This window comes from Rhodanobacter sp. ANJX3, assembly GCF_014200755.1.
In the GTDB taxonomy this organism is placed as follows: domain Bacteria; phylum Pseudomonadota; class Gammaproteobacteria; order Xanthomonadales; family Rhodanobacteraceae; genus Rhodanobacter.
Genome location: NZ_JACHCM010000006.1, coordinates 83,697 through 104,282 on the forward strand (window position 1 = coordinate 83,697; position 20,586 = coordinate 104,282).

A 20,586-nucleotide genomic window follows, 5' to 3' on the forward strand; every position below is an offset into this window, starting at 1 on the left:
TTCCGGCGGCAAGGTGCGGCTTCTAGATACAAACCGCGCCCGTCGAACAGACGCTGAGGCTTTTCTGCCGGCTTAGCTTTACGTATTGCCGCATCGCTCAGCGATATGGGGGCGCCTCCTCTATCAGACTGGTCTAATGCCCCCTTGTATGCCCCCCAAACGGGCTGGATTTCAATAGACGGCCCCGGACCCTCTCTGACAAAAGACTAAAAAAATCCCAGTTTCACTGGGGTTCTTGGACTGTTTGGGATGACGCTGGACTTTAAGTTGGTGCGCTCGGCGGGATTCGAACCCACGACCACCGCCTTCGGAGGGCGGTACTCTATCCAGCTGAGCTACGAGCGCATTGGTGAAGCGACCGGGCTGATCAACCGTAAAGGCCGTTGCCGCGGGGAGCGCAGTATAGCCGAGTTGCCGCTGGGGTTGGCTGACCACGCGGCCCGGACTGCGCAGCACGCTGCCCCTACCTGACCGAGCCATGATGCCGGCTTAGCCATTGAAACGATTGGACGACGGCTTTGATACCCACCGCCGATCTATTGTCTGCACGCTGAAATCAGCGGGCAGACGACAGAACATTTCAGCCGGCAGCTTCGGTGGGGCCCCTTACTTTTTTGCCTTCATCAGCTCGGTCAGATGATCCGGCCTGCTGCTGTCGCGTTCGATGTGCGGGTACATCAGGCCGCCGTGGTAGTCGATACGCACGGTCTTGTACTCGTCGAAGTTTTTCACCAGCAGTTCCACCGGCTGGCTGGTGTCCTTGGCCGAAGCGGTGACGGCATCCTTGAGCGCGTCGGGGGCGTAGTCGTGACCGTTGACGGCAATCACTGTCATGCCGGGCGAGATGCCGGCATTGAAGGCCGGACCGTCCCACAGTACGTCGCTGATGTCGCCGCCCTTGCCGATCGACAGGCCGATCGAATAGGTGAGATCGGCGGAATGACGACGCTCCTCCATTGCCTTGACCGCGGCCGACGGTTTATCGGTGTAGACCAGCTTCCAGCCGTGCGAGGCCAGGCCTCCGGTCAGCGAGCCGTGGCCGTCCAGGCGTTCGCGCAGGTATTTCGCCCAATCGTAGGGAGCGGCGCCGTCGAGCGTCCTGACCACATCGTCGAAGGTATAGGTGTCGACATCCCAGGCGCCAGGATTGACGCCGAAGAAGGCCTTGGCGAAATCGTCGATGCTGCGCTTGTTGCCGGTCAGCTCGCGCAGCTTGCCGTCGACGTCGAGCCAGATCATTTCGCCGGCAACGTAGTAGTCCTCGCTGCCCTGGTAATTGCGGTAGGGCAGCGGCGCGCGCTGCGACATGGTCGGATCGTTGGTGGTGTCCTGTACATTGCGCCAGCTGGCCAGGCCGGGCCGGCCCTTGTCGTAGGTGGCGGCCATGTAGGCAAGCATGTCGTGGCCCTGGTCCATCGTCCACAAGCCCGAGCGCGTGGCCATGATCTGACCCCAGAATTCGGTCTGGCCTTCATAGACCCACAGCAGGCTGTCGCCCATCGGTACGTTGAAATTCGGCGTGGCCAGATCGGCGCCGCGGCGGTACTTGCCGTCCCACGAGTGGTTGAACTCGTGCGACAACAGATCGCGCTCGCCCCAGTTCTTGTCCCATTCGGTGAAGTAGCCGGTGCCCACACCGTCCTCGCTGGAGCGGTGATGCTCCAGGCCCTCGCCGCCCATCTTGTCGCTCAGCGACAGCAGGAAATCGTAGTGGTCGTAGTGGTGCGCGCCATAGAGTTTGTACATCTGCTGCACCAGATCCAGATGCGCTTTCAGCTGCTCGGGCTTGATCTCCAGATACTTCGCTTCGTCGGCCACGATGTCGACATGCACCGGCGTGGCCGCGCCCGGGTCGAGATCCACGCGCTTGAAATACTTGCCGGCGAACACCGGCGAATCGACCAGATCGTCGTAGTTGATCGGTTTAAAGTGGATGGTGTCGCCGTCTTTCGAGGCAACCTCGAGCGCGGTGCCCGCCTGCCAGCCGGCCGGCAGCTTGAGGCTGGGCTCGGTGTTGATCTGACGCGCAAAATAGCCGGCCGGATACAGCGTGCTGGCGCTCCACTGCGCGTCGAGCATTTCCGGCGTCACCACCACACGGCCTTCGCGCGAGCTCTGTGGCGTGAGGTATTCGAAGTTCACCTCGACCGCACTGACGCCCTGCGGCACGTCGATGTGGAAGGCGTACACGTTGTACTGGTCGCGCGTCCAGGTCAACGTCTGACCGTTGGCTTTCACCACCAGTCCGGCGATTTTGTCGATCGGACCGGTCGGCGAGTGGTTGCCGGGAATCCACTGTGGATACAGCAGGGTGAGCGGGCCCGTGGCGACCGGAATGGTTTCATGCACGCGAAAGATCCGATGCGCCACATCCGTACCATCGACATCGATCTTGATCGTGCCGGGGGCGTACGGCACGTTCTGCGGCGGCGGAATCGGCAGCGGGTTCGCCATATCGGCGAAGACGGCAAACGACGGCAGACCGAGAGCGGCGGCAGCGATGGCGGAAGCGAGACGGGTGACTTTCAATGCGTTCTCCGGAGGCAGGGCAACATCCCAGGACGGGCAAGGCTGCCGCGACAAGGACTCAAGCCCTTGATGCTAGCGCCCGGCCGCGGCGCTTCACCCATGCCGAAGGTCATGAATGAAGCTGGGTTCTCGCCTAACCAAGGCCGATCAGTTGCCGACCTGCTCAAGCTTGCTGTGGCGCATGCCGTAGGCGAAATAAATGACGCAGCCCAGCGCCATCCAGATCACGAAGCGTTCGTAGGTGATCCACGGCAGGCCGTAGATCAGCACCGCGGAGAAAACGATGCCCAGCGGCGCGGTGAACCAGACAGCCGGCGTGCGGAAGTTGCGCTGCAGTTCCGGCCGGCGCACACGCAGCACCATGATCGAGGCGCAGATGATGATAAAGGCGCTGAGCGTGCCGATATTCACCAGCTCGGCCACTTCGCCGATCGGCAGCAGGCCGGCGACGATGGCCGTGAACAGCCCAAGGATGATGGTCGGCCGTGCCGGCGTGCCGAAGCGCGGGCTGACTTTGGCGAACCATGCAGGCAATAGGCCGTCGCGCGCCAGCGCGAACCAGATGCGCGCCGCGCCCAGCATGAAGGCGAACAGCACGCTGGTCACGCCGATGACCGCGGCAATGGCGATGATGATGCTGAGCCAGTGCAGGCCGATCGACTCGAACGCGTCGGACACCGAGGCGTCGCCGCCAAGATGGCTGTAGGGCACGATGCCGGTAAGCACCAGCGACACGGCGATATACAGCACCATCGCTATCGCCAGCGACAGCAGCACCGCGCGCGGCAGATCACGCTGCGGGTGCTTGGCTTCTTCCGCCGCGGTGGTCAGCGTGTCGTAGCCGAACACGGCGAAGAACACCACGCTGGCCCCGGTCAGCACGCCCTGCCAGCCAAAGTGACCGAGGCCCGTCGTTGCATCCACCACCCGTGCCGGAATGAACGGATGCCAGTTCGCGGTGTGGATATAGAAAACGCCCACGCCGACGACCAGCAACACGCCGATCACCTTGATCGCCACCACAAAGGTGTTGAAGCGCGCACCCCACTCGGTACGCAGGGTCAGCAACATCGCCACGGCAATCGACACGCCTGCAGCGATCACGTTGAAGCGGTGGCCGTCGCTGGGCGCCGCGATCGCCTGCGCGCCGTGCGTGCCGAACATCTGCTGCAGGTAATACTGCATGGTCTGTGCGCTCATGCTCTGCTGCGCCCATTCGGGCAGGTGCAGGCCGGCCGAGGCCAGCAGCACCTGCACGTAGCCGGACCAGCCGATCGCCACCACGGCGACCACCAGCGCGTATTCCAGCAGGAGATCCCAGCCTATGATCCAGGCGACGAACTCGCCGAGCACCGCATAGCCGTAGGTGTAAGCGCTGCCGGTCACCGGGATAAGCCCGGCAAATTCCGCGTAGCACAAGGCCGCGCAGGCGCTGCCCAGGCCGGCAATGATAAAGCTCAGCGCCACGGCCGGGCCGGCGTTGACCGCCGCCTGCTGGCCGGCCAGCACGAAGATGCCGACGCCGATGATGCCGCCGATACCGATCGCGGTGAGCTGCCAAAGCCCCAGCACGCGCCGAAAATCGCCGCGCTGGCCGACCTCGGCCTGCAGCTGTTCGACCGACTTGTGGCGCAGCAGTCTGCTAAGAAAACGCATGTGGTAGTCCCCGGAAACGAACGGCGATCATAGCGAATCGCGCCGCCGTTGCCCGCATGGCTTCCGGCACGGGCACAAATGCGCCGGTCAAACCGGCGCGGCGCCCGGATGCACCAATTGGGCTCGCTGATCGCCTCGCAGCCACGGCAATGCCAGTGCACTGAGCCCGAATATCGACGCGATCGCCAACGCCATATAGCCGTCCAGATGGGCGATACCGAACCACCGGCCGCTCAGCACCGACACCAGCGCCGTTGCCACGACCCGCACGCCCTCGAGCCACAGCGCCGACACCCGCCCTTCCATCAACACGCCCAGCACGCACAGGCTGGCGACCAGATACGCGGCATAGCCGAGCAGCAGTGGAAGCGAGCCGATGGGCACCAACGCGAGGAAATGCATCGACATGCCGAGCAACAACGCGAACTGCACTATCAGATAAACGGTAAGGCCACGCGACATCGGCGGATCGTAGCGCGGGTGATCGATATCGAAGGCCGGCTTGGGAAACCGCGCCGCCACATCGGCCGGTCGCCAGCCCGGCGGACGAAACCACAGCTGCAGTTTGTCGCGCCAGCGCTCGGCGTGCCACGCATCCTGCGCCATCGCCCAGTAGATCTCGGCATTGGCCCACAGCGGATTCCAGCTCTGCAGCGGCGAACGCGTGCCGAACACCGGTGGATCGCGGTCGTCCTCTTCGGTAAACGTACCGAAGAGCCGGTCCCACAGAATCAGGATGCCGCCGTAATTCTTGTCGAGGTAACGATCGTTGACCGCGTGATGCGCGCGATGATTCGACGGCGAACAGAACACCCGATCGAACCAGCCGAGCTTGCCGATCTCGCCGGTATGCACCCAAAACTGGTACAACAGGTCGATCAGCGCCACGATCACGAACACTTCCACCGGATAACCCAGCAGCGCCATCGGCAGATAGAACAGCCAGCCCAGCAGTACGCCGCTGCCGGTCTGGCGCAGCGCGGTGGTGAGGTTGTAATCCTCGCTCTGGTGGTGCACTACGTGCGCCGCCCACAGCACGTTCACCTCGTGCCCCATGCGGTGCAACCAGTAATACAGAAAGTCGTAAAGCAGCAGCGCGCTGATCCAGACCGCCACGCTGTTCGCCGGCAGGCGAAACGGCGCCAGATGCTGCGCGCACCACGCGTACATGCCCACGCTCAGCAACTTGGTGAATACGCCGACGATCTGCGAAATCACGCCCAGCCCGAGGCTGTTGATCGCATCGTTGCTGCGGTACGCCTTGTGCCCGCGCAGACGCGCCACTACAAACTCGATCGCGATCGACACAAAGAAGGCCGGAATGGCCCAGGCCATGATGCGTTCGGGAGTCATCGTTTGATCGAGCCTCTCTGAAATAGCGGCAAATCGAGCCCGGATGGGCGCTGGCGACGGCGATCTGTCATATCCCTACCGTCGGCGCCGATGATAGTCCCGCACATCCCGCAGTACGTGCTGCAGCGCCACAGGTCTCAACGGCATTCGATTGCCACCAAACTGCAACACGTATTGCGCAGCATGTTGGGTTGTCTTGCCGAATCCACGAGGTACTGCATGTCCCGTTCCGCCCTGCGTCCGCTGAGCCTGCTGGCCGGCTGCCTGTTACTCGCCGTCACTGCGCTGGCACCGGCCTTTGCCGCTGCGCCGAACCATGGCCCAAGGCCACCCCGTAGCGTCATCGTGTTCGTCTGGGACGGCATGCGCCCGGACGCGATCAGCGCCGAGGACACGCCAAATCTGCTGGCACTGGGTGCGCGCGGCAGCGTGTTCGAGGACAACCACTCGACCTATCCCACCTTCACCATGGCCAACGCGTCGAGCTTCGCCACCGGCGCGTTTCCCGGCACGATCGGCTTCTATGGCAACCACTTCTGGGCGCCGGGCGCCAAAGGCACGGATGCGAAAGGACAGGCCGTGGATTTTCAGTCGCCGATCTTCACCGAGGACTACGCCATCCTGCGCGATCTCGACGCGCACTACGGCCACGAGCTGCTGGAGCTGCCCACGCTGTTCGCCACGGCGCGCAAGGCCGGCCTGAAGACCGCGCTGATCGGCAAGTCCGGCCCGGCATTTCTGCAGGACTACAAACTCGCCAACGGCGATACGCCGAACAGCGGCCTGCTGCTGGACGAAAACACCGCGCTACCGCTGGCCTTCGCCAGGGAATTGCAGAAAGCCGGCGTCGCGCTGCCGAAAAACACCGCCAACACCTACCCGGCCAATCAGCTGAACCTCAGTGAGGAAAACGACTCGCCCACCGAACAGGGCAAGATGCTGACCCTGAAGGACGGCGCCAGCTCCGATGCCACCGCCGGCGCCGACACCACGCCGGCCGCCGCCAACGCCTGGATGATGAAAGTGTACCTGGACCAGGTGCTGGCGCAGCACCGCCCCGATCTCAGCATCGTGTGGCTGCGCAATCCGGATACCACCGAACACCAGTACGGCGTGGGCTCGCCGGAGTTTCATCTGGCGCTGAAGGCGCAGGATGCCCTGCTCGGCCAGCTCGAGGACAAACTCAAAGCGCTGGGCATGGATCAAACCACCGACATCGTCGTGGTGTCCGACCATGCGCACAGCAATATCGCCGGCCCGCGCGACCTGTTTCCCCTGCGCCAGATCAACGACGGCCGCGTCACCACCATCGACAACGACTGGGGTTACTCCGTCTCGGGCGGTGTGCGCCTGGCCGATGAGCTGACCAAGGGCGGCTTCACCGCCTTCGACGGCAGCGGCTGCGTATACGCGCCCGTGATGAGCGGCCTGAAGGCCGATGGCTCGCAGTTGCACCCGACCCGCTTCGACGACGACGGCCGCCTCTGCGGCAAGCCCGGCCCGTACAGCACGCCGAGCTACAAACTGCCGGATGAACTGCCCAAGGATGCTTTGGTGATCGCCTCGAACGGCGGCACCGAGTATCTCTACCAGCCCGAGCACGACGCCGCGCTGGTCAAGCGCACGGTGCGGTTTCTGCAGTCGCGCGAATACGTCGCCGCGGTCTTTGTGGCCAAGCGCTATGGCGATATTCCCGGCACGCTGCCGGCCGAGAACGTGCACCTGGAGAATGCCGCGCGCGGGCCGGACATCATCATCAGCTACGCCTGGGACGCGAACGCAAAAATCCAGGGCTTCCCGGGTACCGAATACGCCAGCCAGTCCAATGAGCGCGGCGAACATGGCAGCTTCAGCCGTATAGACGTCCACAATACCCTGCTCGCCGCCGGCCCCGACTTTCGCCAGGGCTTCCAGGACACGCTGCCCAGCGGCAACGTCGATCTCGCCCCGACCGTCGCCTCGCTCATGCAGCTGAAGCTGCCCACGGCACAGGGGCGCGTGCTGCACGAATCGCTTACCGGCACGCTCGCCCGACCCGTCGACGCCTACAAGGTAACGCCGACATCGCTGCGACCGGCGCAACCGGCAACCGGCCTGAGCGCCCGACGCGTCGATGGCTCGCCGCTGGCCGCCAGTCAATTCGACTTCGTTCTGCAAATGAAGCAGCTGCAGACGGATGGCAAGACCTGGACGTATTTCGACCAGGCCAGCCCCGAGCGGCAGTAAGAGCCTGTTCGGAAGTTCTGCGAGATCCTTTCGACCGGCCATCGAGCCTTGGTCCGAAAGGAACCGGTCCAATGGCCGGACGCCGCGGTGGCGTCCGGCATCGGCGTGCGCGACGATGTGCCGGCATCGTTCCATGGCATGGCCGCTGGCTTTGCCATGGAACGAATGAAGAGACACGCATCCCACCTCGGCGAGAGCCGATGGCTGTGAGCGAAGCCGAAACGATGATCGCAACACCGGACCGACCGGCCCGGCACGATCGATCGATTGAAATCAATTTGCGCGAAAGTCCGGGCGAAACGCATCCGTTGAAACCGGTGGCGGTGGCAAACGGCGCGCTCCGGCAGCGTCCAACGCCGTTTTTCGCAGGGCTGTCCATACGGTCCCTGGCCGCTTCAACACCGCGCATCCACCCATAAAAAAGCTGGCCCGGTTCTCACCGGGCCAGCTTTTATCCATACCACCCATTCGATCAGAACCGCGTGGCTGCCATCGGCATGGCTGCACGCGGCGAACTCGATTTCACAGCTTCACATTGACGTTGAAGAAAAACTGCCGCGGTGCGCCGGCCTGCAGGGTCTGGTTGTAGCCCTGGGGATCGGAGGCTACGTAGCCGTTGGTGCCCGTACTCGCAAAGTAGCGCTTGTCGGTCAGGTTGGTGATATTGAGGCCAAAGCTGATGTCCTCGAAACCGCCGTAGGCGCCCACGTCGTAGTTGATGCCACCATTGAACAACCAGTAGGCCGGCACCTGGGAATCATTGGTATAGGTGATGTAGCGTCGGCCGGTGTATTTGCCGTCCAGATTGAAGCTCCATGGTCCAAAGGTGTAGCTGGCGCTGGAGGTAAACATCCAGCTGGGGATGCCGACCACGTATTTGCCCTTGGTATCGACCACGCCACCGTTGAGATAGTCGTCCTGGTATTTCGAATTGTCGTAGGACACCGAGTTCAGCCAGCGCAGGTGGTCCACCGGCTTCCAGATCAACGCCAAATCGGCACCGGTGCTCTTGACGCTGCCGACGTTGTTGAGAATGCTGGCGCAGGTTTGCACGGCCGAACACGGCGTGGTCTGCAGCAGGCGGTTGCTGAAGCGGGTGTAGTAGAGATCGGCCGAAGCTTCGAAGCTGCTGCCGCGGACGCGATAACCCGTTTCGATGGTTTGCGAACCTTCCGGCTTCAGGCTGCTCTTGCTGGCATCGAAGGCAGCCTGCGACGTGGCGAAGGGCAGTATTCCGTAGGAGTTGATGTTTTTGCTGTAAGACGCGTAAACATCCTGATGATCGTCGAGCTTGTAGTCGACGCCGACCTGCGGCAAAAAGCCATCGCTGGCCTTGATGCTGCCCTGTGCGAATGCCGTCGTGGCCACCAGCGATTGCGCATCGGTGGTGGAACGCAACGATTTGGCGCCGAAGTTGACCGTCAGCCGGTCGTCCATCAAGTGCACGGTATCTTCGGCGTAGGCCATCCGGGTGTCATACGTGTAGTGCTGCAGGAAGCCGCGCAGAAACGGCTCCCCGCTGCTGTAGAAATTCCACAGGCCATTGTAGGGGCCGTACAGATTGAAGTAGTTGCGCTCGATGTTGTTGTGCGAGTCTTCGCCCCACACGCCGACTTCGATATCGTTGTTGCCGACCGTGTATTGCAAAGAGCCGGTAATGCCATAGCGGTCCAGACCATAGTCCGTGGTGCGCATAGCAAGCGGCAGGCCGGAGGCCGGCGACGTCACGTAAGGCGTCGCCCATTGACCCTCACCGCGATCGTCGTGGTAGTAGCCGCCCAGATTCAGGACCAGCCCATCGGCCAGGGTGAACGAACCGTTCAAACCGGTGAGGTTGTCGCGTCGAATGCCGCCGCCGGCGTAATAGTTCGCATCGCCCTTGTCGTAGTCGGCCGGCAGACCGTTCAACGAGGCGGGATACGCGCCGTTGCCGCGGATCGCGTTGGCCGTCTGCAGTGCCTGCGACCAGTTGGGCTGCCAGTAGTCGTAATCCCAACCCAGCACGCGCTGACTGGTCAGCGACAGATCCTGATAATCGTATTCCTTACGCTTCGAGCTGTCGGAAAACAGGCTGATGCGATTGCCGTCGCCCCATTGATAAACCGCCTTGAGATTGAGCTGGTTGGACACCTGCGAACCGTAGCCTTTCCACTTGTCGGTGTTGGCGTGGTCGTACGACACGTACATCGAGAAGCCATGGTAGTCGCCGGTATCCATGCGCAAATAGGTCCGGTGCGTATCGTCCGAGCCGATCGCCTGATTGAGCCGCACGCCGGCCTTGGCATCGGGATCGGCGGAAAAAAACTGCACGGTGCCGCCGAGATTGGTGTTGGCCGCCGTGCCGAGCGCGCCCGCGCCCTGCGCCAGCTCCACCCGAGCAATATTTTCCGAGGTGATCGCACGGGTCACCTGCAGACCGTTGGTGACGCCATAGCTCATGTTGCCCAGCGGAATGCCGTCGAGTGTGAAGCCCAGGCGGCTCTGATCGAAACCGTGCAAGGTGATCTGGGTCGACCACTCGTAGGCACCCCAGGGATCGGACGACTGGAAGTTGACGCCCGGCAGCTCGCCCAGCACCTTCAGCGCGCTGGTGCCCGGCGGCGTCGCCTTGATGTCTTCCATGGTGACGCTCTGCACCTGCCGAGTCTGGCCGGGGGCGACCACCGACACCGCGTCCATGGTCTTCGCGTTATTGGCATCGGCGGCCGGTGCGGGAGCCGCGGCGGGCGTGGCCGAAGCCGGGCCATCCGCGTCGGCGGCGATGGCGGCCGAACCGTAGAGTGCGGCAAGCAGGGCAAGCATCAGGCTCGTATGACGAGTGGTGCGAGAGTAAGCGGACATGCGTAGGTATCCTTTGCGCAGCCGCCCGCGAGGGTGGCGACGGCGACATGATGGAAAAATGGAACGTCGGAAGGCCACCCAAGGGCCATTCCCATCATTCTGGTGGCGCTTTGTGTACGCGGCTTTACATGCGCATTGCAGATGCGCACGAGGCGATAGCCGCTCGAACGCCGAAGACATCAGCCCTCGCGGCTCGGCAGACAGCCGCTATCGACGCACGTCCATGACGAATGGCTCGCCACGGCAAAAACCGTCGCGAGCGCCGCGAATGGCGCTCGCGATCCAGCATGTCGGCGATCAAGGGGCCGGCGACGAAACCTGCAGCGCATGCCCTTGCGCCTGCGGCAAGCTGGCACCCATCAATTGGGCCAGCGTCGGCGCGATGTCGCGCATGTCGATCGAGCCGAGGTTCTTGCCGGCCGCGATGCCCGGACCTTCGATGAGAAAGGTGGAACGCATTTCCGGATCGGCCGGATCGTAGCCGTGCATGCCCAGGAAGTGCGGCGGCGCAGGCAGCGGCGCGTCGGGCGTCACGCCCAGCTCGTAGCCGATCTTCAACAGCACGAACCAGCTGGCCTTGTCGGTGCCGCCCTGTGCCACGAGCTGGTCGCGATCGAGTACGCGATCGATGTGGTATTGCGGATCATCCTGCAGCTGCTTCAAGAGCGCGGCGACCTTGGCTTTCACCTCGGCATTGTTCGGGTCTTTCAGCACGATCGCCGCGCTGCCGCCGTCGTTCCACACGGCTGCCTGCCAGTCGGTGATCTTGCCGTCCTTGATCGTGACCAGACCGGCCTTGATGAAAGGCGCATAGAAATTGATGTCCTGCTTCACCGGCGCAAAGCCGTGGTCGGACACGATGGCAATCACGCCGTCCGGGTGCACGCGCTGTGCGGCAGCGGCCAGATCGCCGATCAGCAAGTCGATGCCTTCCAGCGTCTTGCGCGAGGTTGGCGTATCCGGGCCGGTGGCGTGCTGCTCGGTATCCAGCGCGGTCACATAGGCGGTCATGAACTGCGGCTTGCGCGTCTCCAGCAGGTGGATCGCGAACTTCGTGCGGTTCTGGTCGCCGGCCAGACTTTCGTCGATGCCGTCGGCGTACGGGCCGAGATCTTTTTCCAGCGACGGCAGCAGGCCGGGCGTGGACAGCGCCGCCACCAGCTTGCGGTCATCCGGCAGGCCGGTGCGCCAGATCTGCGGCAGATTCCAATCCACCTGCGCGCCCACACTGACGGGCCAGTGCACGTTGGCCGTGGTCAAGCCGGCCGCATGCGCGGCATCCCACAGGGTCGGCACGCGAATATCGGCGGCGTACCAGTCCCAGCCCTGCTGGTTCTGATTGGTCGGATCGAAGGTGAGGTTGCTGCCGATGCCGTGGACGTAGGGCGACACGCCGGTGATCAGCGTGGTGTGGCTGGGATAGGTCAGCGTCGGCAGCACGCCGCGCACGTCATGGGCGTAGCTGCCCTGTTTCAGAAAGGCCTGCAGGTTCGGCAAATGCAGGCCGCGCTTTTGCGCCTCGAGCACGTCGGCCGGGCGCAGGCCGTCGATCGAAATCAGCAGCACCGGCTGCGATGCGCTGGGCTGCGCAATAGACGGCTGGGCCGCGGCGAGCGACAAGCTACCCAGCAGCAGGGAAGAAAGTAGAAAACGCATCGGACGATTCGCAAGATGGCAAAGAGGCTGCACATGCTGGGCTGCCACTACTGCATTCTTGTGACAGCCAACCTGCGTCTATGCATTCTCCGATGACAGCTCAGCGTTGATCCAGAGCCTGTCGACCGAGCGCGGGATCGTCGGTAAAAAACGCGTCGATGCCCGCGTCGAGGTAGGCACGCATCTCCGCGACAGAACCGTTCGCGTTGAACGTTTTCGGATCAGTGCCCTGCCAGAAGTTCTTCGCCTGGAAAAAGTTCTCCGGCCGGAACGTATAGGGGTGCAGCTCCAGCCCGGCCGCGTGGGCATCGTGCACCAGCGCACTGGGCTGACCCAACGTGCCATCGGCCGCCAGCGGAATGATCGAGCGGATGTTCGGACCGATCGCATCGGCATACGTGGCGATATCCCGCAGGCCGGCGGGTCTCATCATGTCGGCGAAGGTGAGTTTGCCGCCGGCGACCACCACGTCGTAGGTCTGCTCCTTCGCATCGCCCAGCAGTTGCAACAGACGGATGTTCGGGCGACTGTTTTGCGCACCCTTGCCGCCAAGCTTGCCGCGCAGATAGCGCAGGTTGGCGATTTCGAACGACTGAATTTCCACCGGCGCGGTGTGCGTATAGGTGTGCGCTGCAAGTATCGCCAGCACCTTGTCTTCCATCGGCAGATCGAGCTTCTGGAAATAAGTGCCGTGCTTGATCTCGGGAATGATGCCGACCGGATGACCGGCCACTGCCGACTCGGCCGCGACGAAATCGATGATTTCGTCCAGCGTGGGAATCTGGAATTCGCCATCGTATTTTGTGCTGCGCAGCTGCGGCAGACGCTCGCGCGCGCGCAGGGTTTTCAGCTCGGCGAGGGTAAAGTCCTCGGTGAACCAGCCGGTGACGTCCACACCGTCGATGAGCTTGGTGGTCTTGCGTGCGGCGAATTCAGGATGCGAGGCCACGTCGGTGGTGCCGCCGATTTCGTTCTCGTGTCGCGCCACCGGCACACCGTCCTTGGTCATCACCAGATCGGGCTCGACGAAATCCGCGCCGTCGGCGATCGCCTTGCCGTACGACGCCAGCGTATGTTCCGGCCGCAGCGCGCTGGCGCCGCGGTGGCCGATGACCAGCACCCGGGCAGTAATGGGCTTTTCAGCAGCGCACACGGAGACAGACATGACCAGCATTCCGGCAAGAACAAGAGGGATCAAGCATAAGCGAGTCATGGCGCTGCTCCGATAGCCGTCGCCGTGCATTCGACAACGCCGCGTAGAATGGCAGGCGTTTATGCAGGTTTGTTGACGGTCGGTACCGTCGACGGCTTGAAAGAACAAGGCTACAAGAGTCGCGGCCTGAACACCGTGGCCCCTGCGTTTGCCCGATTATGGAGAAGTAAATACACTTTTGCGGTGAAAAAGCCTTCCGCCAAGGAACTGCCCTGCGCGTGTTCCAACCTTCGCAAGGCCTCGTGCTCGGTCAACCGCCTCTATGACGCGGCGCTGGCCGAGGCAGGCGCCAGTTCCGCCGAGCAGCCGATAGTGTGGGCGGCGTCCTGACAGGCATGGCTGCCTCCGGACGTGCTTGCCGAGCAGTCTTCCATGCAGCGCACCGCGCAGGGCCCAGCCGCACCGGATCGGCGGCGGGGCGGACCGTAACAAAGGCCGCAAACGTGCATTGGGATGGCATCCCGACACGTATCGTGGAATCGTTCGACACGCGGCGCTGGGTATCTCTGCGCTCAAAGACATTCTCAAACTGGCTGCATTGGGGTGCACCTTGCAGCGTAAGCGCTCGCGCAAGTATTTTTACCTTTCCGACTCAGACGGCATCGGCAGGGATTTTTGGTACGGGACAATTGAAATTTTTCGAATTTCTCGAATCCAAGTTTAAGTCCAGCACGTATTTTCTTGGCCTTTCCGGATAGACGCTATGCCACATCGCTTCGATGACAAACCCAATACCGAGATCGGCGACTTCATGACACTCCACTCGCTGGCACTGGATATTGCCGATCACGCGGCCCGCTCCGAGATCGAGCTCTATTCGATGCAGATCTTGGAAGCCGATGGCCGGCACGTCTTCGACACGCAGCAGCCACGCGAGGAATCGGTCGGCCCGGAGAGCTTGTCATTCGCCGCCAAGGCCGTGCAGTATATCGAGCAGCGCGGCAACGCTCTGCCTTATCGGCTGCGGCGGTCGGGCTCCCTGGTGTGGTTTGAGGACCGAGACATAACCGCGTCGCTAGCCGGCTAGACCAGGTCGGCCGGCTTTACGGGCAGCCGGGCACTCGCTTTATTGATAGACGTGCAGCCGTCCAAATGTCCAGGCGTGATACGCGTCGATCAGCCCCGGTATCTTGCAGTCGTCGTATAGCCCGTTGCAGCGCGTGCGCAGCGCGTGCAGCGCGGAAAAGTACGGATCTTTCGGCAACCGCGCCGCCTGCAGCACCATGCTCGGCAGAAACGCGATATCCATCATCGGATAGCTCGGCAGGGCATCGCCGGCATAGTTGCTCTTCAGCATGTAATAGGTAAGAAAGTCCCGATACGGCTGCAGCGCCGGGGGCAACGTGCGCGCCATCGGGCGGATCATGCCTTCGAACGACGGCTGGTGATCGCCGAAGTGCACCAGCAGGGTCGGCTGCGCGCGATCCAGAAAGTCGTGCTCGAGGCCTCGCATGGCCACATCGGAATCGTGCAGGCGCGACAGGTACGCACTGAAGTTGATCGTCGCCGCCGGCGACAGACCGGTCAGCAGGCCGCGGTTGAACGGCGGCGGCAGCTGGGCCAGCGGCAGATCGTCGTGCGGGCCATGCTGGTTGATGGTGAGGATCATGATAAAGACCGGCTGGCCCGGCTTCTTCACCCGATCGTAGACGCGCTTGGCCGCGTCGAACATCTGCTTGTCGGTCTCTTCCCACTCGTCCAGCTTCAGTTCGTTGACGTCGTAAAGGTGATCGAAGCCGTACGACCGATAGGCGTTGCGCCCGTTGATGAAACTGCCTTCGGTCGGATAGATCGCGATGGTGAGGTAACCCAGGCGACGCAGCTGCATGGCTAGCGCGTCGCGCACGTGTGGGGCCAGCACGTAGGGCGCGTACATGCCGCCTGGGCCGAAAATATCCTGCGGCATGCCGGTCAGCGTGGCGAACTCGCTGACCCAGGTGCCGCCGCCGAAGGTATGCGTGCGCAGCACGCCGGTGCCGCGCGTGCGCGCATCGCTCTGGAACATCGACAGATGGCATTCCGGCGCGCCGCAGGCGGTAAAGATCGATGGATCGAAGGTGCTCTCTTCCAGCACCTGCACGATGTCGGGATACGGCGGATGCGCGCTGCCGGATTCGCCCTGCGCGGTCGATCCCCACTGTTGCTCGGCCACCGCCTCGCTCGACATCGCCGGCAGATGCACGCGGGCGTCGTCGAAGTTGATGAAGAAATTGGTCAGCTGCGCGTCGTCGGAAAGCTTTTCCCATACGCCGCGGTTGTGTACCTGGGCAAACGGCCCGCTCGGCAGCATGCAGACAAGAAAGGCCAGCACGCAAACCACGATGCCGCCCGTGCGCAGGCCGAATTTGGCGAGCGACCGGCGACCGACGAACAACCGCCAGTCCCAGCGCCACACCAGCCAAAGCACCGGCGGCACCACCACGCAGATACCGATGCTGAGAAGGTAGAGATGCGGGTAATGCCTCAGCGTATCGAGCAGGCTCGTGCCGGCGTAATAGATGAAGTCCGACGGCATCAGCGACTCTTCGAGGTACTTGATCTTCAGCACCGACAGAAACTTGATCGCCCCAAACAGCGCGCTGCACACCACCAGGGCGGTTGCGAAGCGCGCGAACGCGAACAGCAGCGCACCGAAGGTGCACAGCATCAGCGCGATGATAAAGACCTGCTGCAGCGCCTTCGGCTCCTGCATGGCGGTGGTGAACACGCAGAACGCAAACAGCAGCACGGCCGCGAGCGAGACGAAGCCGGCCCGGGTGAAACGTAACGACAGTCGTCGCATGGCTGGAAAATCCCCGGGACCCGATTGTCACCGCGGCGCCATCTTACGGATTTGTGAAGGCGGCGGAAGCTTGGCCGTCACCGCCGTTCCACTGGCGTTGGGCTGAGCCGCCCGCTGGATGGCGCAGAACGTGGCGGCGAACCGCTAGACTGCCCGTTCTCCGCGCCAGCGATTCCCATGCCGACTTCGTCATCCTCCCAACGCGGCGCCGTGTTCGCGATGCTCGCCACCATCCTGATCTGGGCCTACAGCTGGATCGTGATGAAGCAGGTGCTCGCTTACGCCGGCCCGTTCGATTTTGCGGCGCTGCGCTACCTGCTCGGCGCCGCGGTACTTTTCATCGTACTGGTCATCGCGCGCCAGCCGCTGCGCCCGCCGCCGCTGCTGTTGACCATCGGCATCGGCGTGTTTCAGACCGCCGCGTTTCAGGGACTGGGGCAGTGGGCGCTGCGCACCGGTGGCGCCGGACACGTGGCGCTGCTGGCGTACACCATGCCGTTCTGGGCGGTATTGCTGGCGTGGCTGATGCTCGGCGACAGACCCACGCGCCGGCATGTGATCGGGCTGGCGCTGGCGGCCGTGGGGCTGCTCTGCATCATCGAACCGTGGCGGGCGATGGGCAGCGTGGCTAGCACGGCGCTGGCGATTGCCGCCGGCATCTGCTGGGCGGTGGGCACGGTGCTGACCAAGCGCATGTTCCTTCGACACAAGCCGTCGGTGCTCAACCTCACCGCGTGGCAGATGCTGGCCGGTGGCATCGCCTTAGGCATCGTCGCCCTGCTGGTGCCGCAGCGACCGATCGCGTGGACTGGCGCGCTGATCGCCGGCCTGGCCTATAGCGTCGTCATCGCCTCGAGTATTGCGTGGTGGCTGTGGTCGATCGTGCTGCAGCGTCTGCCGACGACAGTCGCCAGTTTGTCGAGCCTGGGGGTGCCGATCGTCAGCGTGTTGCTGGCCTGGGGCATCCTGCACGAGAGGCCGTCGCTGATGGAGTGGGTCGGTATCGCTTTCGTCGTGGCCGGATTGGCGGCGGTCAGCGGCGTTGGCACCCGCAGCCGCGGCTGATCGCCTCACCCCGACCGATCCACACAAACCTGCGCCGATATTCAGCGTGCGAAAGCGGCTGCGGCGATATCATCAGCACAGACGTCTGTGAAGAATGCCCCATGCCCGATTTCTCCCAATTCTGGTCAAACGGGATCACGTGGCTTAGCCACCACGCGGTCACGCCGTTTCTGACCCTGCTGCATATCAACGGCTTGGCCGGTAATCCCGACGAGATTGCCGGCGCGCTGATGATCGCCGCATTGCAGGTGGCGATCATCGGGTTGATTTTTCGTCCGCTGGAAACCTGGTTTCCGGCGGAAAAATGGACCGATCGCAAGCTGACCCTGGTCGATCGCAACTATACGGTGCTGATGCTGCTGGGCATCTTTCCGCTGTTTACCTATCTGGTGCTCACGCCATTCAGCCATCTGTTCGGCGGTAGCGACACCGATACCAGCGACAGCACCGGCTCGCCGCTGGCGATCTCGCACCTCATTCCGTGGTTCGACCATCACCCGCTGCTGCTGTTTCTTTTCTATTACGCGATCTACGATTTCGTCTACTACTGGATGCATCGTACTCAGCACGCCCTGCCTTGGTGGTGGGCGCTGCACAGCATGCATCACAGCCAGCGTCAGATGAGCTGCTGGACCAACGATCGCGGCAATCTGATCGATGGCTTCATTCAGTCGATGGTGCTGGCCGTGGTCGGCCTGCTGATCGGCGTGCAGCCGGACGAATTCGCGTGGCTGATGCTGCTGGGCGAGCTGGCGCAGAATTTCTCGCACACCAACGTGCGATTTGGCTTTGGACGTCTATTTGAAAAAGTGTTCGTCGATCCGAAGTTTCATCGACTGCACCATATGCTGGTGGATCCAGAACGACCCAACCTGCACAACTGCAATTACGGGCAGGTGTTTTCGATCTGGGACGTGGTGTTTCGCACCGCGCTCTACGGCGAGCCGACGCGACCGACCGGCGTGGGCGACCCGATCGTCGATGCTGACAACAACTACAGCCTGCTCGGCCTGCACTGGGTGTCGACCAAGCGCTTTCTGGGCGCCGTGAGGCGCAAGTCGGGCTGGAAGCCTGGCGAGGTATCTTTTGCCGAGGATTACACGCCGATCCCGCTCAAAACGCTCAGCCCCATGGAACTGCATGCCCTGCATGCGGAGCACGTGAAGCCGACGGCAGAGTCCAAGGCAGCAGCCGAGACTGACCAGGGCCGTCCGACTGCCGAGGCTGAGGCAGCCTAGTCGCGGACTCGCACTACTTGCCCATACTCCAAGGCAACGCCTGCAGGTCGACGTTACCGCCGGTCAGCACCGCGCCAATGCGACGCCCGGCGAAACGCCCCGGCTGCTGCAGAACGGCAGCCAGCACCGTGGCGCAGGAAACCTCCACGATGATGCGCAGCTCAGACCACAATAGCTGCATGGCGGCGATCGTCTCCGCATCGCTGACGGTAATGATCTGAACGTCGTGCGCGCGCAGTGCCGCAAGATTGCTTTCGCCAATCAGTGCCCTCAGCCCGTCGCAGACCGTATCCGGCACGAAATCACTCACACGCGTGCCGCGCGCGATGGACTGCGCTGCATCATCGGCCCCGCGTGGCTCGGCGCCAAACAGGCTGAGCGAAGCATCCATGCCATGGGCGGCGATGGCCACGCCGCTCGCCAGGCCGCCACCGCCCACCGGCGTGATCAAGGCGTCCAGCCCCGGCGCCTGCCGACACAGCTCCAGCGCCACCGTGCCCTGCCCGGCCATGACCTGGGTGTTGGCGTAAGGATGCACCAGCACCGCGCCGGTGGCGCGCCGAATCTCGTCGGCCTTGGCTTCGCGTGCGGCCTGCGTGGGCGCGCAGCGGTGCAGCGTCGCGCCGGCGCGTTCGATCGCATCGACCTTGGCCTGTACGGCGCCTTCCGGCACTACCACGTGCGCCGCAATGCCACGCGTGCCCGCCGCCAGCGCCAGCGCATTGCCGTGATTGCCGGACGAATGCGTGACCACGCCGCGGGCCGCCTGCTGGTCGCTCAGCGCCCATACCGCATTGCACGCGCCGCGAAATTTGAACGCGCCGCCGCGCTGCAGGTTCTCGCATTTGAAATGCAGCTCGGCGCCGCTCAGCGCGTCCAGCGCCGCGCTGCGCAATACGGGCGTTACCTGCGCGTGCGGCGCGATGCGCGCGGCGGCATCGAGAATCTGCGCATAGCTGGGCAGCGCATCGCTGGCCAAAGCCTCGCTCGTCGGCACCGCACTCATGGCAGCAGCACTTCCACGCCGCAGCGAAAGCGGCGCTCGGCGCCCGGTGCCAGTCGGATCGCGTCGTGCCACTCCGGCCGGTTGAACGCGTCGGCCATGCATTCCATCGGCTCCAGCGCGACCGCGCGTCGCGCATCGCGCGCGGCCGTGTCGGCGGTAAATGCGTGCATCACGCCGCGCTCCTGCCACACGGCAATCGACAAGCCTGTGGCGGGGTCGCGCAGCCGCGTGCGGATGTAGCCGTCCGCCTCGGCGTGCAGATCGGTGTATTCGTGATCGAGAATGGTGCTGCCGATGGTTTGCGCTTCGCGGAAGTCGAACGCGGGCGCGTCGTCCAGCGGCACATAGGCCGCCGCGCCCGGTAGCGCGATGAGATCCGCATCCGTGCGAATCAGCGTCTGCGCCGGAATTTGCAGCTGCCAGCCGTTCGCCGTCGTGCCGGCCAGCGAGTTGTTGCCCACCCGGAAATACGGATGCCAGCCGAAGAAGCACGGCGCCTCGCTGTCACCCATGTTGCGCATGCTGACATCGAGCGCAATACCGCCAGCGTCCAGGGTAAACGTGACGGCCAGATCGATCGCATGCGGATACCCGGGCTGCGGTCGGATCGCCGACGTCGCCAGCGTGACGTGAGCGCCGGCGTTATTCGCGGCCAGCTCGGCAATGGCGAAATCGGTATTGCGCACGAAACCGTGCCGCGCGGCGCGGTCGGCACCGGTAACGCCGGGCTGCAGATCCTGCGGCTGACCATCGAAGGTATAGCGCGCGTCGCCAATGCGGCCCGCGAACGGCACCATGATGGCGAAGCGTGAACCCGGACGCGTCGCCACTTCGTGCGCATCGCGGTAGCCATCGGCGATGTCGTGCATCACGCCATTCACGGGCACTTCGAAGCTCAGCAAGGCAGCGCCGTGACAGGCGACGCGGAGCTTTCGCTGATCCTCGTGATCGGTCAGTACCACGATGGGTTGATCGTCCAGCAAGGCTTGTTCGGCGGTGTATCGCGTCATGAGGTTTCCCG

The 20,586-nt window shown here is 63.4% G+C and carries 15 protein-coding genes and 1 tRNA gene; 6 read left to right on the forward strand and 10 right to left on the reverse strand.

Annotated elements, in window-relative coordinates:
- Positions 1 to 268: 268 nt before the first annotated feature.
- The 4 genes from HDE76_RS16280 to HDE76_RS16295 all read right to left on the reverse strand — a co-directional run bounded on the left by HDE76_RS16280 (position 269) and on the right by HDE76_RS16295 (position 5,538).
- A tRNA-Arg gene (locus HDE76_RS16280) sits at positions 269 to 345 on the reverse strand.
- Positions 346 to 606: 261 nt separating this feature from the next.
- Positions 607 to 2,454: a M61 family metallopeptidase gene (locus HDE76_RS16285; RefSeq protein ID WP_179479100.1), complete on the reverse strand. Its 1,848-nt coding sequence runs from the start codon at positions 2,452 to 2,454 to the stop codon at positions 607 to 609.
- Between the two features lie 222 nt (positions 2,455 to 2,676).
- Complete coding sequence (locus HDE76_RS16290; protein WP_179478679.1) at positions 2,677 to 4,185, reverse strand: amino acid permease; 1,509 nt, start codon at positions 4,183 to 4,185, stop codon at positions 2,677 to 2,679.
- An 87-nt stretch (positions 4,186 to 4,272) separates the two neighbouring features.
- A complete protein-coding gene (locus HDE76_RS16295) occupies positions 4,273 to 5,538 on the reverse strand; it encodes a sterol desaturase family protein (RefSeq protein WP_184509098.1) in 1,266 nt (421 codons plus the stop codon).
- A gap of 219 nt (positions 5,539 to 5,757) precedes the next feature.
- On the opposite strand from HDE76_RS16295, the gene HDE76_RS16300 reads away from it, so the two are divergent.
- The gene (locus tag HDE76_RS16300) at positions 5,758 to 7,764 is read left to right on the forward strand and encodes an alkaline phosphatase family protein (protein ID WP_179478681.1); all 2,007 of its coding nucleotides are present in this window, start codon (positions 5,758 to 5,760) and stop codon (positions 7,762 to 7,764) included.
- A gap of 200 nt (positions 7,765 to 7,964) precedes the next feature.
- Positions 7,965 to 8,183 (forward strand): hypothetical protein, encoded by a 219-nt coding sequence (locus HDE76_RS16305; RefSeq protein ID WP_184509100.1) that lies wholly within the window; start codon positions 7,965 to 7,967, stop codon positions 8,181 to 8,183.
- 103 nt (positions 8,184 to 8,286) lie between these two features.
- Here HDE76_RS16305 and HDE76_RS16310 read toward each other — a convergent pair whose 3' ends face one another.
- From HDE76_RS16310 to HDE76_RS16320, 3 genes are all read right to left on the reverse strand, one after another.
- Entirely contained in the window at positions 8,287 to 10,566 is a 2,280-nt protein-coding gene (locus HDE76_RS16310) for a TonB-dependent receptor (protein ID WP_255481652.1), read from the reverse strand.
- Between the two features lie 336 nt (positions 10,567 to 10,902).
- Positions 10,903 to 12,261, reverse strand: coding sequence for an ectonucleotide pyrophosphatase/phosphodiesterase (locus HDE76_RS16315; protein ID WP_179478683.1), 1,359 nt, complete (start codon positions 12,259 to 12,261; stop codon positions 10,903 to 10,905).
- A gap of 100 nt (positions 12,262 to 12,361) precedes the next feature.
- Entirely contained in the window at positions 12,362 to 13,426 is a 1,065-nt protein-coding gene (locus tag HDE76_RS16320; RefSeq protein WP_255457734.1) for a glycerophosphodiester phosphodiesterase, read from the reverse strand.
- Between the two features lie 96 nt (positions 13,427 to 13,522).
- Here HDE76_RS16320 and HDE76_RS16325 point away from each other — a divergent pair, with 96 nt between their 5' ends.
- Together HDE76_RS16325 and HDE76_RS16330 are read left to right on the forward strand one after the other, a co-directional pair.
- Positions 13,523 to 13,804: a hypothetical protein gene (locus HDE76_RS16325; RefSeq protein ID WP_184509104.1), complete on the forward strand. Its 282-nt coding sequence runs from the start codon at positions 13,523 to 13,525 to the stop codon at positions 13,802 to 13,804.
- A gap of 373 nt (positions 13,805 to 14,177) precedes the next feature.
- On the forward strand, positions 14,178 to 14,501 hold the full coding sequence (locus tag HDE76_RS16330; protein WP_179478688.1) for a hypothetical protein: 324 nt from the start codon (positions 14,178 to 14,180) through the stop codon (positions 14,499 to 14,501).
- A 39-nt stretch (positions 14,502 to 14,540) separates the two neighbouring features.
- Here HDE76_RS16330 and HDE76_RS16335 read toward each other — a convergent pair whose 3' ends face one another.
- The gene (locus tag HDE76_RS16335) at positions 14,541 to 16,256 is read right to left on the reverse strand and encodes an LTA synthase family protein (RefSeq protein ID WP_179478690.1); all 1,716 of its coding nucleotides are present in this window, start codon (positions 16,254 to 16,256) and stop codon (positions 14,541 to 14,543) included.
- Positions 16,257 to 16,433: 177 nt separating this feature from the next.
- Here HDE76_RS16335 and HDE76_RS16340 point away from each other — a divergent pair, with 177 nt between their 5' ends.
- Both HDE76_RS16340 and HDE76_RS16345 read left to right on the forward strand, forming a co-directional pair.
- Complete coding sequence (locus HDE76_RS16340; RefSeq protein ID WP_184509106.1) at positions 16,434 to 17,321, forward strand: EamA family transporter; 888 nt, start codon at positions 16,434 to 16,436, stop codon at positions 17,319 to 17,321.
- Between the two features lie 101 nt (positions 17,322 to 17,422).
- Positions 17,423 to 18,559, forward strand: a complete 1,137-nt coding sequence (locus HDE76_RS16345; RefSeq protein ID WP_184509108.1) for a sterol desaturase family protein — start codon at positions 17,423 to 17,425, stop codon at positions 18,557 to 18,559.
- 13 nt (positions 18,560 to 18,572) lie between these two features.
- On the opposite strand, the gene HDE76_RS16350 is transcribed toward HDE76_RS16345, so the two are convergent.
- Both HDE76_RS16350 and HDE76_RS16355 read right to left on the reverse strand, forming a co-directional pair.
- On the reverse strand, positions 18,573 to 19,565 hold the full coding sequence (locus HDE76_RS16350; protein ID WP_184509110.1) for a pyridoxal-phosphate dependent enzyme: 993 nt from the start codon (positions 19,563 to 19,565) through the stop codon (positions 18,573 to 18,575).
- Positions 19,562 to 20,575 (reverse strand): aldose epimerase, encoded by a 1,014-nt coding sequence (locus HDE76_RS16355; protein WP_179478698.1) that lies wholly within the window; start codon positions 20,573 to 20,575, stop codon positions 19,562 to 19,564. Before HDE76_RS16355 ends, HDE76_RS16350 begins: the two co-directional genes overlap by 4 nt.
- Positions 20,576 to 20,586: the final 11 nt, after the last annotated feature.

Excerpts from the sequence above, each read along its gene's own strand:
- HDE76_RS16355 (WP_179478698.1), bottom strand. The coding sequence starts at position 20,575 with ATGACGCGATACACCGCCGAACAAGCCTTGCTGGACGATCAACCCATC.
- HDE76_RS16320 (WP_255457734.1), bottom strand. The coding sequence starts at position 13,426 with ATGTCTGTCTCCGTGTGCGCTGCTGAAAAGCCCATTACTGCCCGGGTG.
- HDE76_RS16345 (WP_184509108.1), top strand. The coding sequence starts at position 17,423 with ATGCCCGATTTCTCCCAATTCTGGTCAAACGGGATCACGTGGCTTAGC.
- HDE76_RS16290 (WP_179478679.1), bottom strand. The coding sequence starts at position 4,185 with ATGCGTTTTCTTAGCAGACTGCTGCGCCACAAGTCGGTCGAACAGCTG.
- HDE76_RS16335 (WP_179478690.1), bottom strand. The coding sequence starts at position 16,256 with ATGCGACGACTGTCGTTACGTTTCACCCGGGCCGGCTTCGTCTCGCTC.
- HDE76_RS16350 (WP_184509110.1), bottom strand. The coding sequence starts at position 19,565 with ATGAGTGCGGTGCCGACGAGCGAGGCTTTGGCCAGCGATGCGCTGCCC.
- HDE76_RS16325 (WP_184509104.1), top strand. The coding sequence starts at position 13,523 with ATGGCAGGCGTTTATGCAGGTTTGTTGACGGTCGGTACCGTCGACGGC.
- HDE76_RS16340 (WP_184509106.1), top strand. The coding sequence starts at position 16,434 with ATGCCGACTTCGTCATCCTCCCAACGCGGCGCCGTGTTCGCGATGCTC.
- HDE76_RS16305 (WP_184509100.1), top strand. The coding sequence starts at position 7,965 with ATGGCTGTGAGCGAAGCCGAAACGATGATCGCAACACCGGACCGACCG.
- HDE76_RS16330 (WP_179478688.1), top strand. The coding sequence starts at position 14,178 with ATGCCACATCGCTTCGATGACAAACCCAATACCGAGATCGGCGACTTC.
- HDE76_RS16300 (WP_179478681.1), top strand. The coding sequence starts at position 5,758 with ATGTCCCGTTCCGCCCTGCGTCCGCTGAGCCTGCTGGCCGGCTGCCTG.
- HDE76_RS16315 (WP_179478683.1), bottom strand. The coding sequence starts at position 12,261 with ATGCGTTTTCTACTTTCTTCCCTGCTGCTGGGTAGCTTGTCGCTCGCC.
- HDE76_RS16310 (WP_255481652.1), bottom strand. The coding sequence starts at position 10,566 with ATGCTTGCCCTGCTTGCCGCACTCTACGGTTCGGCCGCCATCGCCGCC.
- HDE76_RS16285 (WP_179479100.1), bottom strand. The coding sequence starts at position 2,454 with ATGGCGAACCCGCTGCCGATTCCGCCGCCGCAGAACGTGCCGTACGCC.
- HDE76_RS16295 (WP_184509098.1), bottom strand. The coding sequence starts at position 5,538 with ATGACTCCCGAACGCATCATGGCCTGGGCCATTCCGGCCTTCTTTGTG.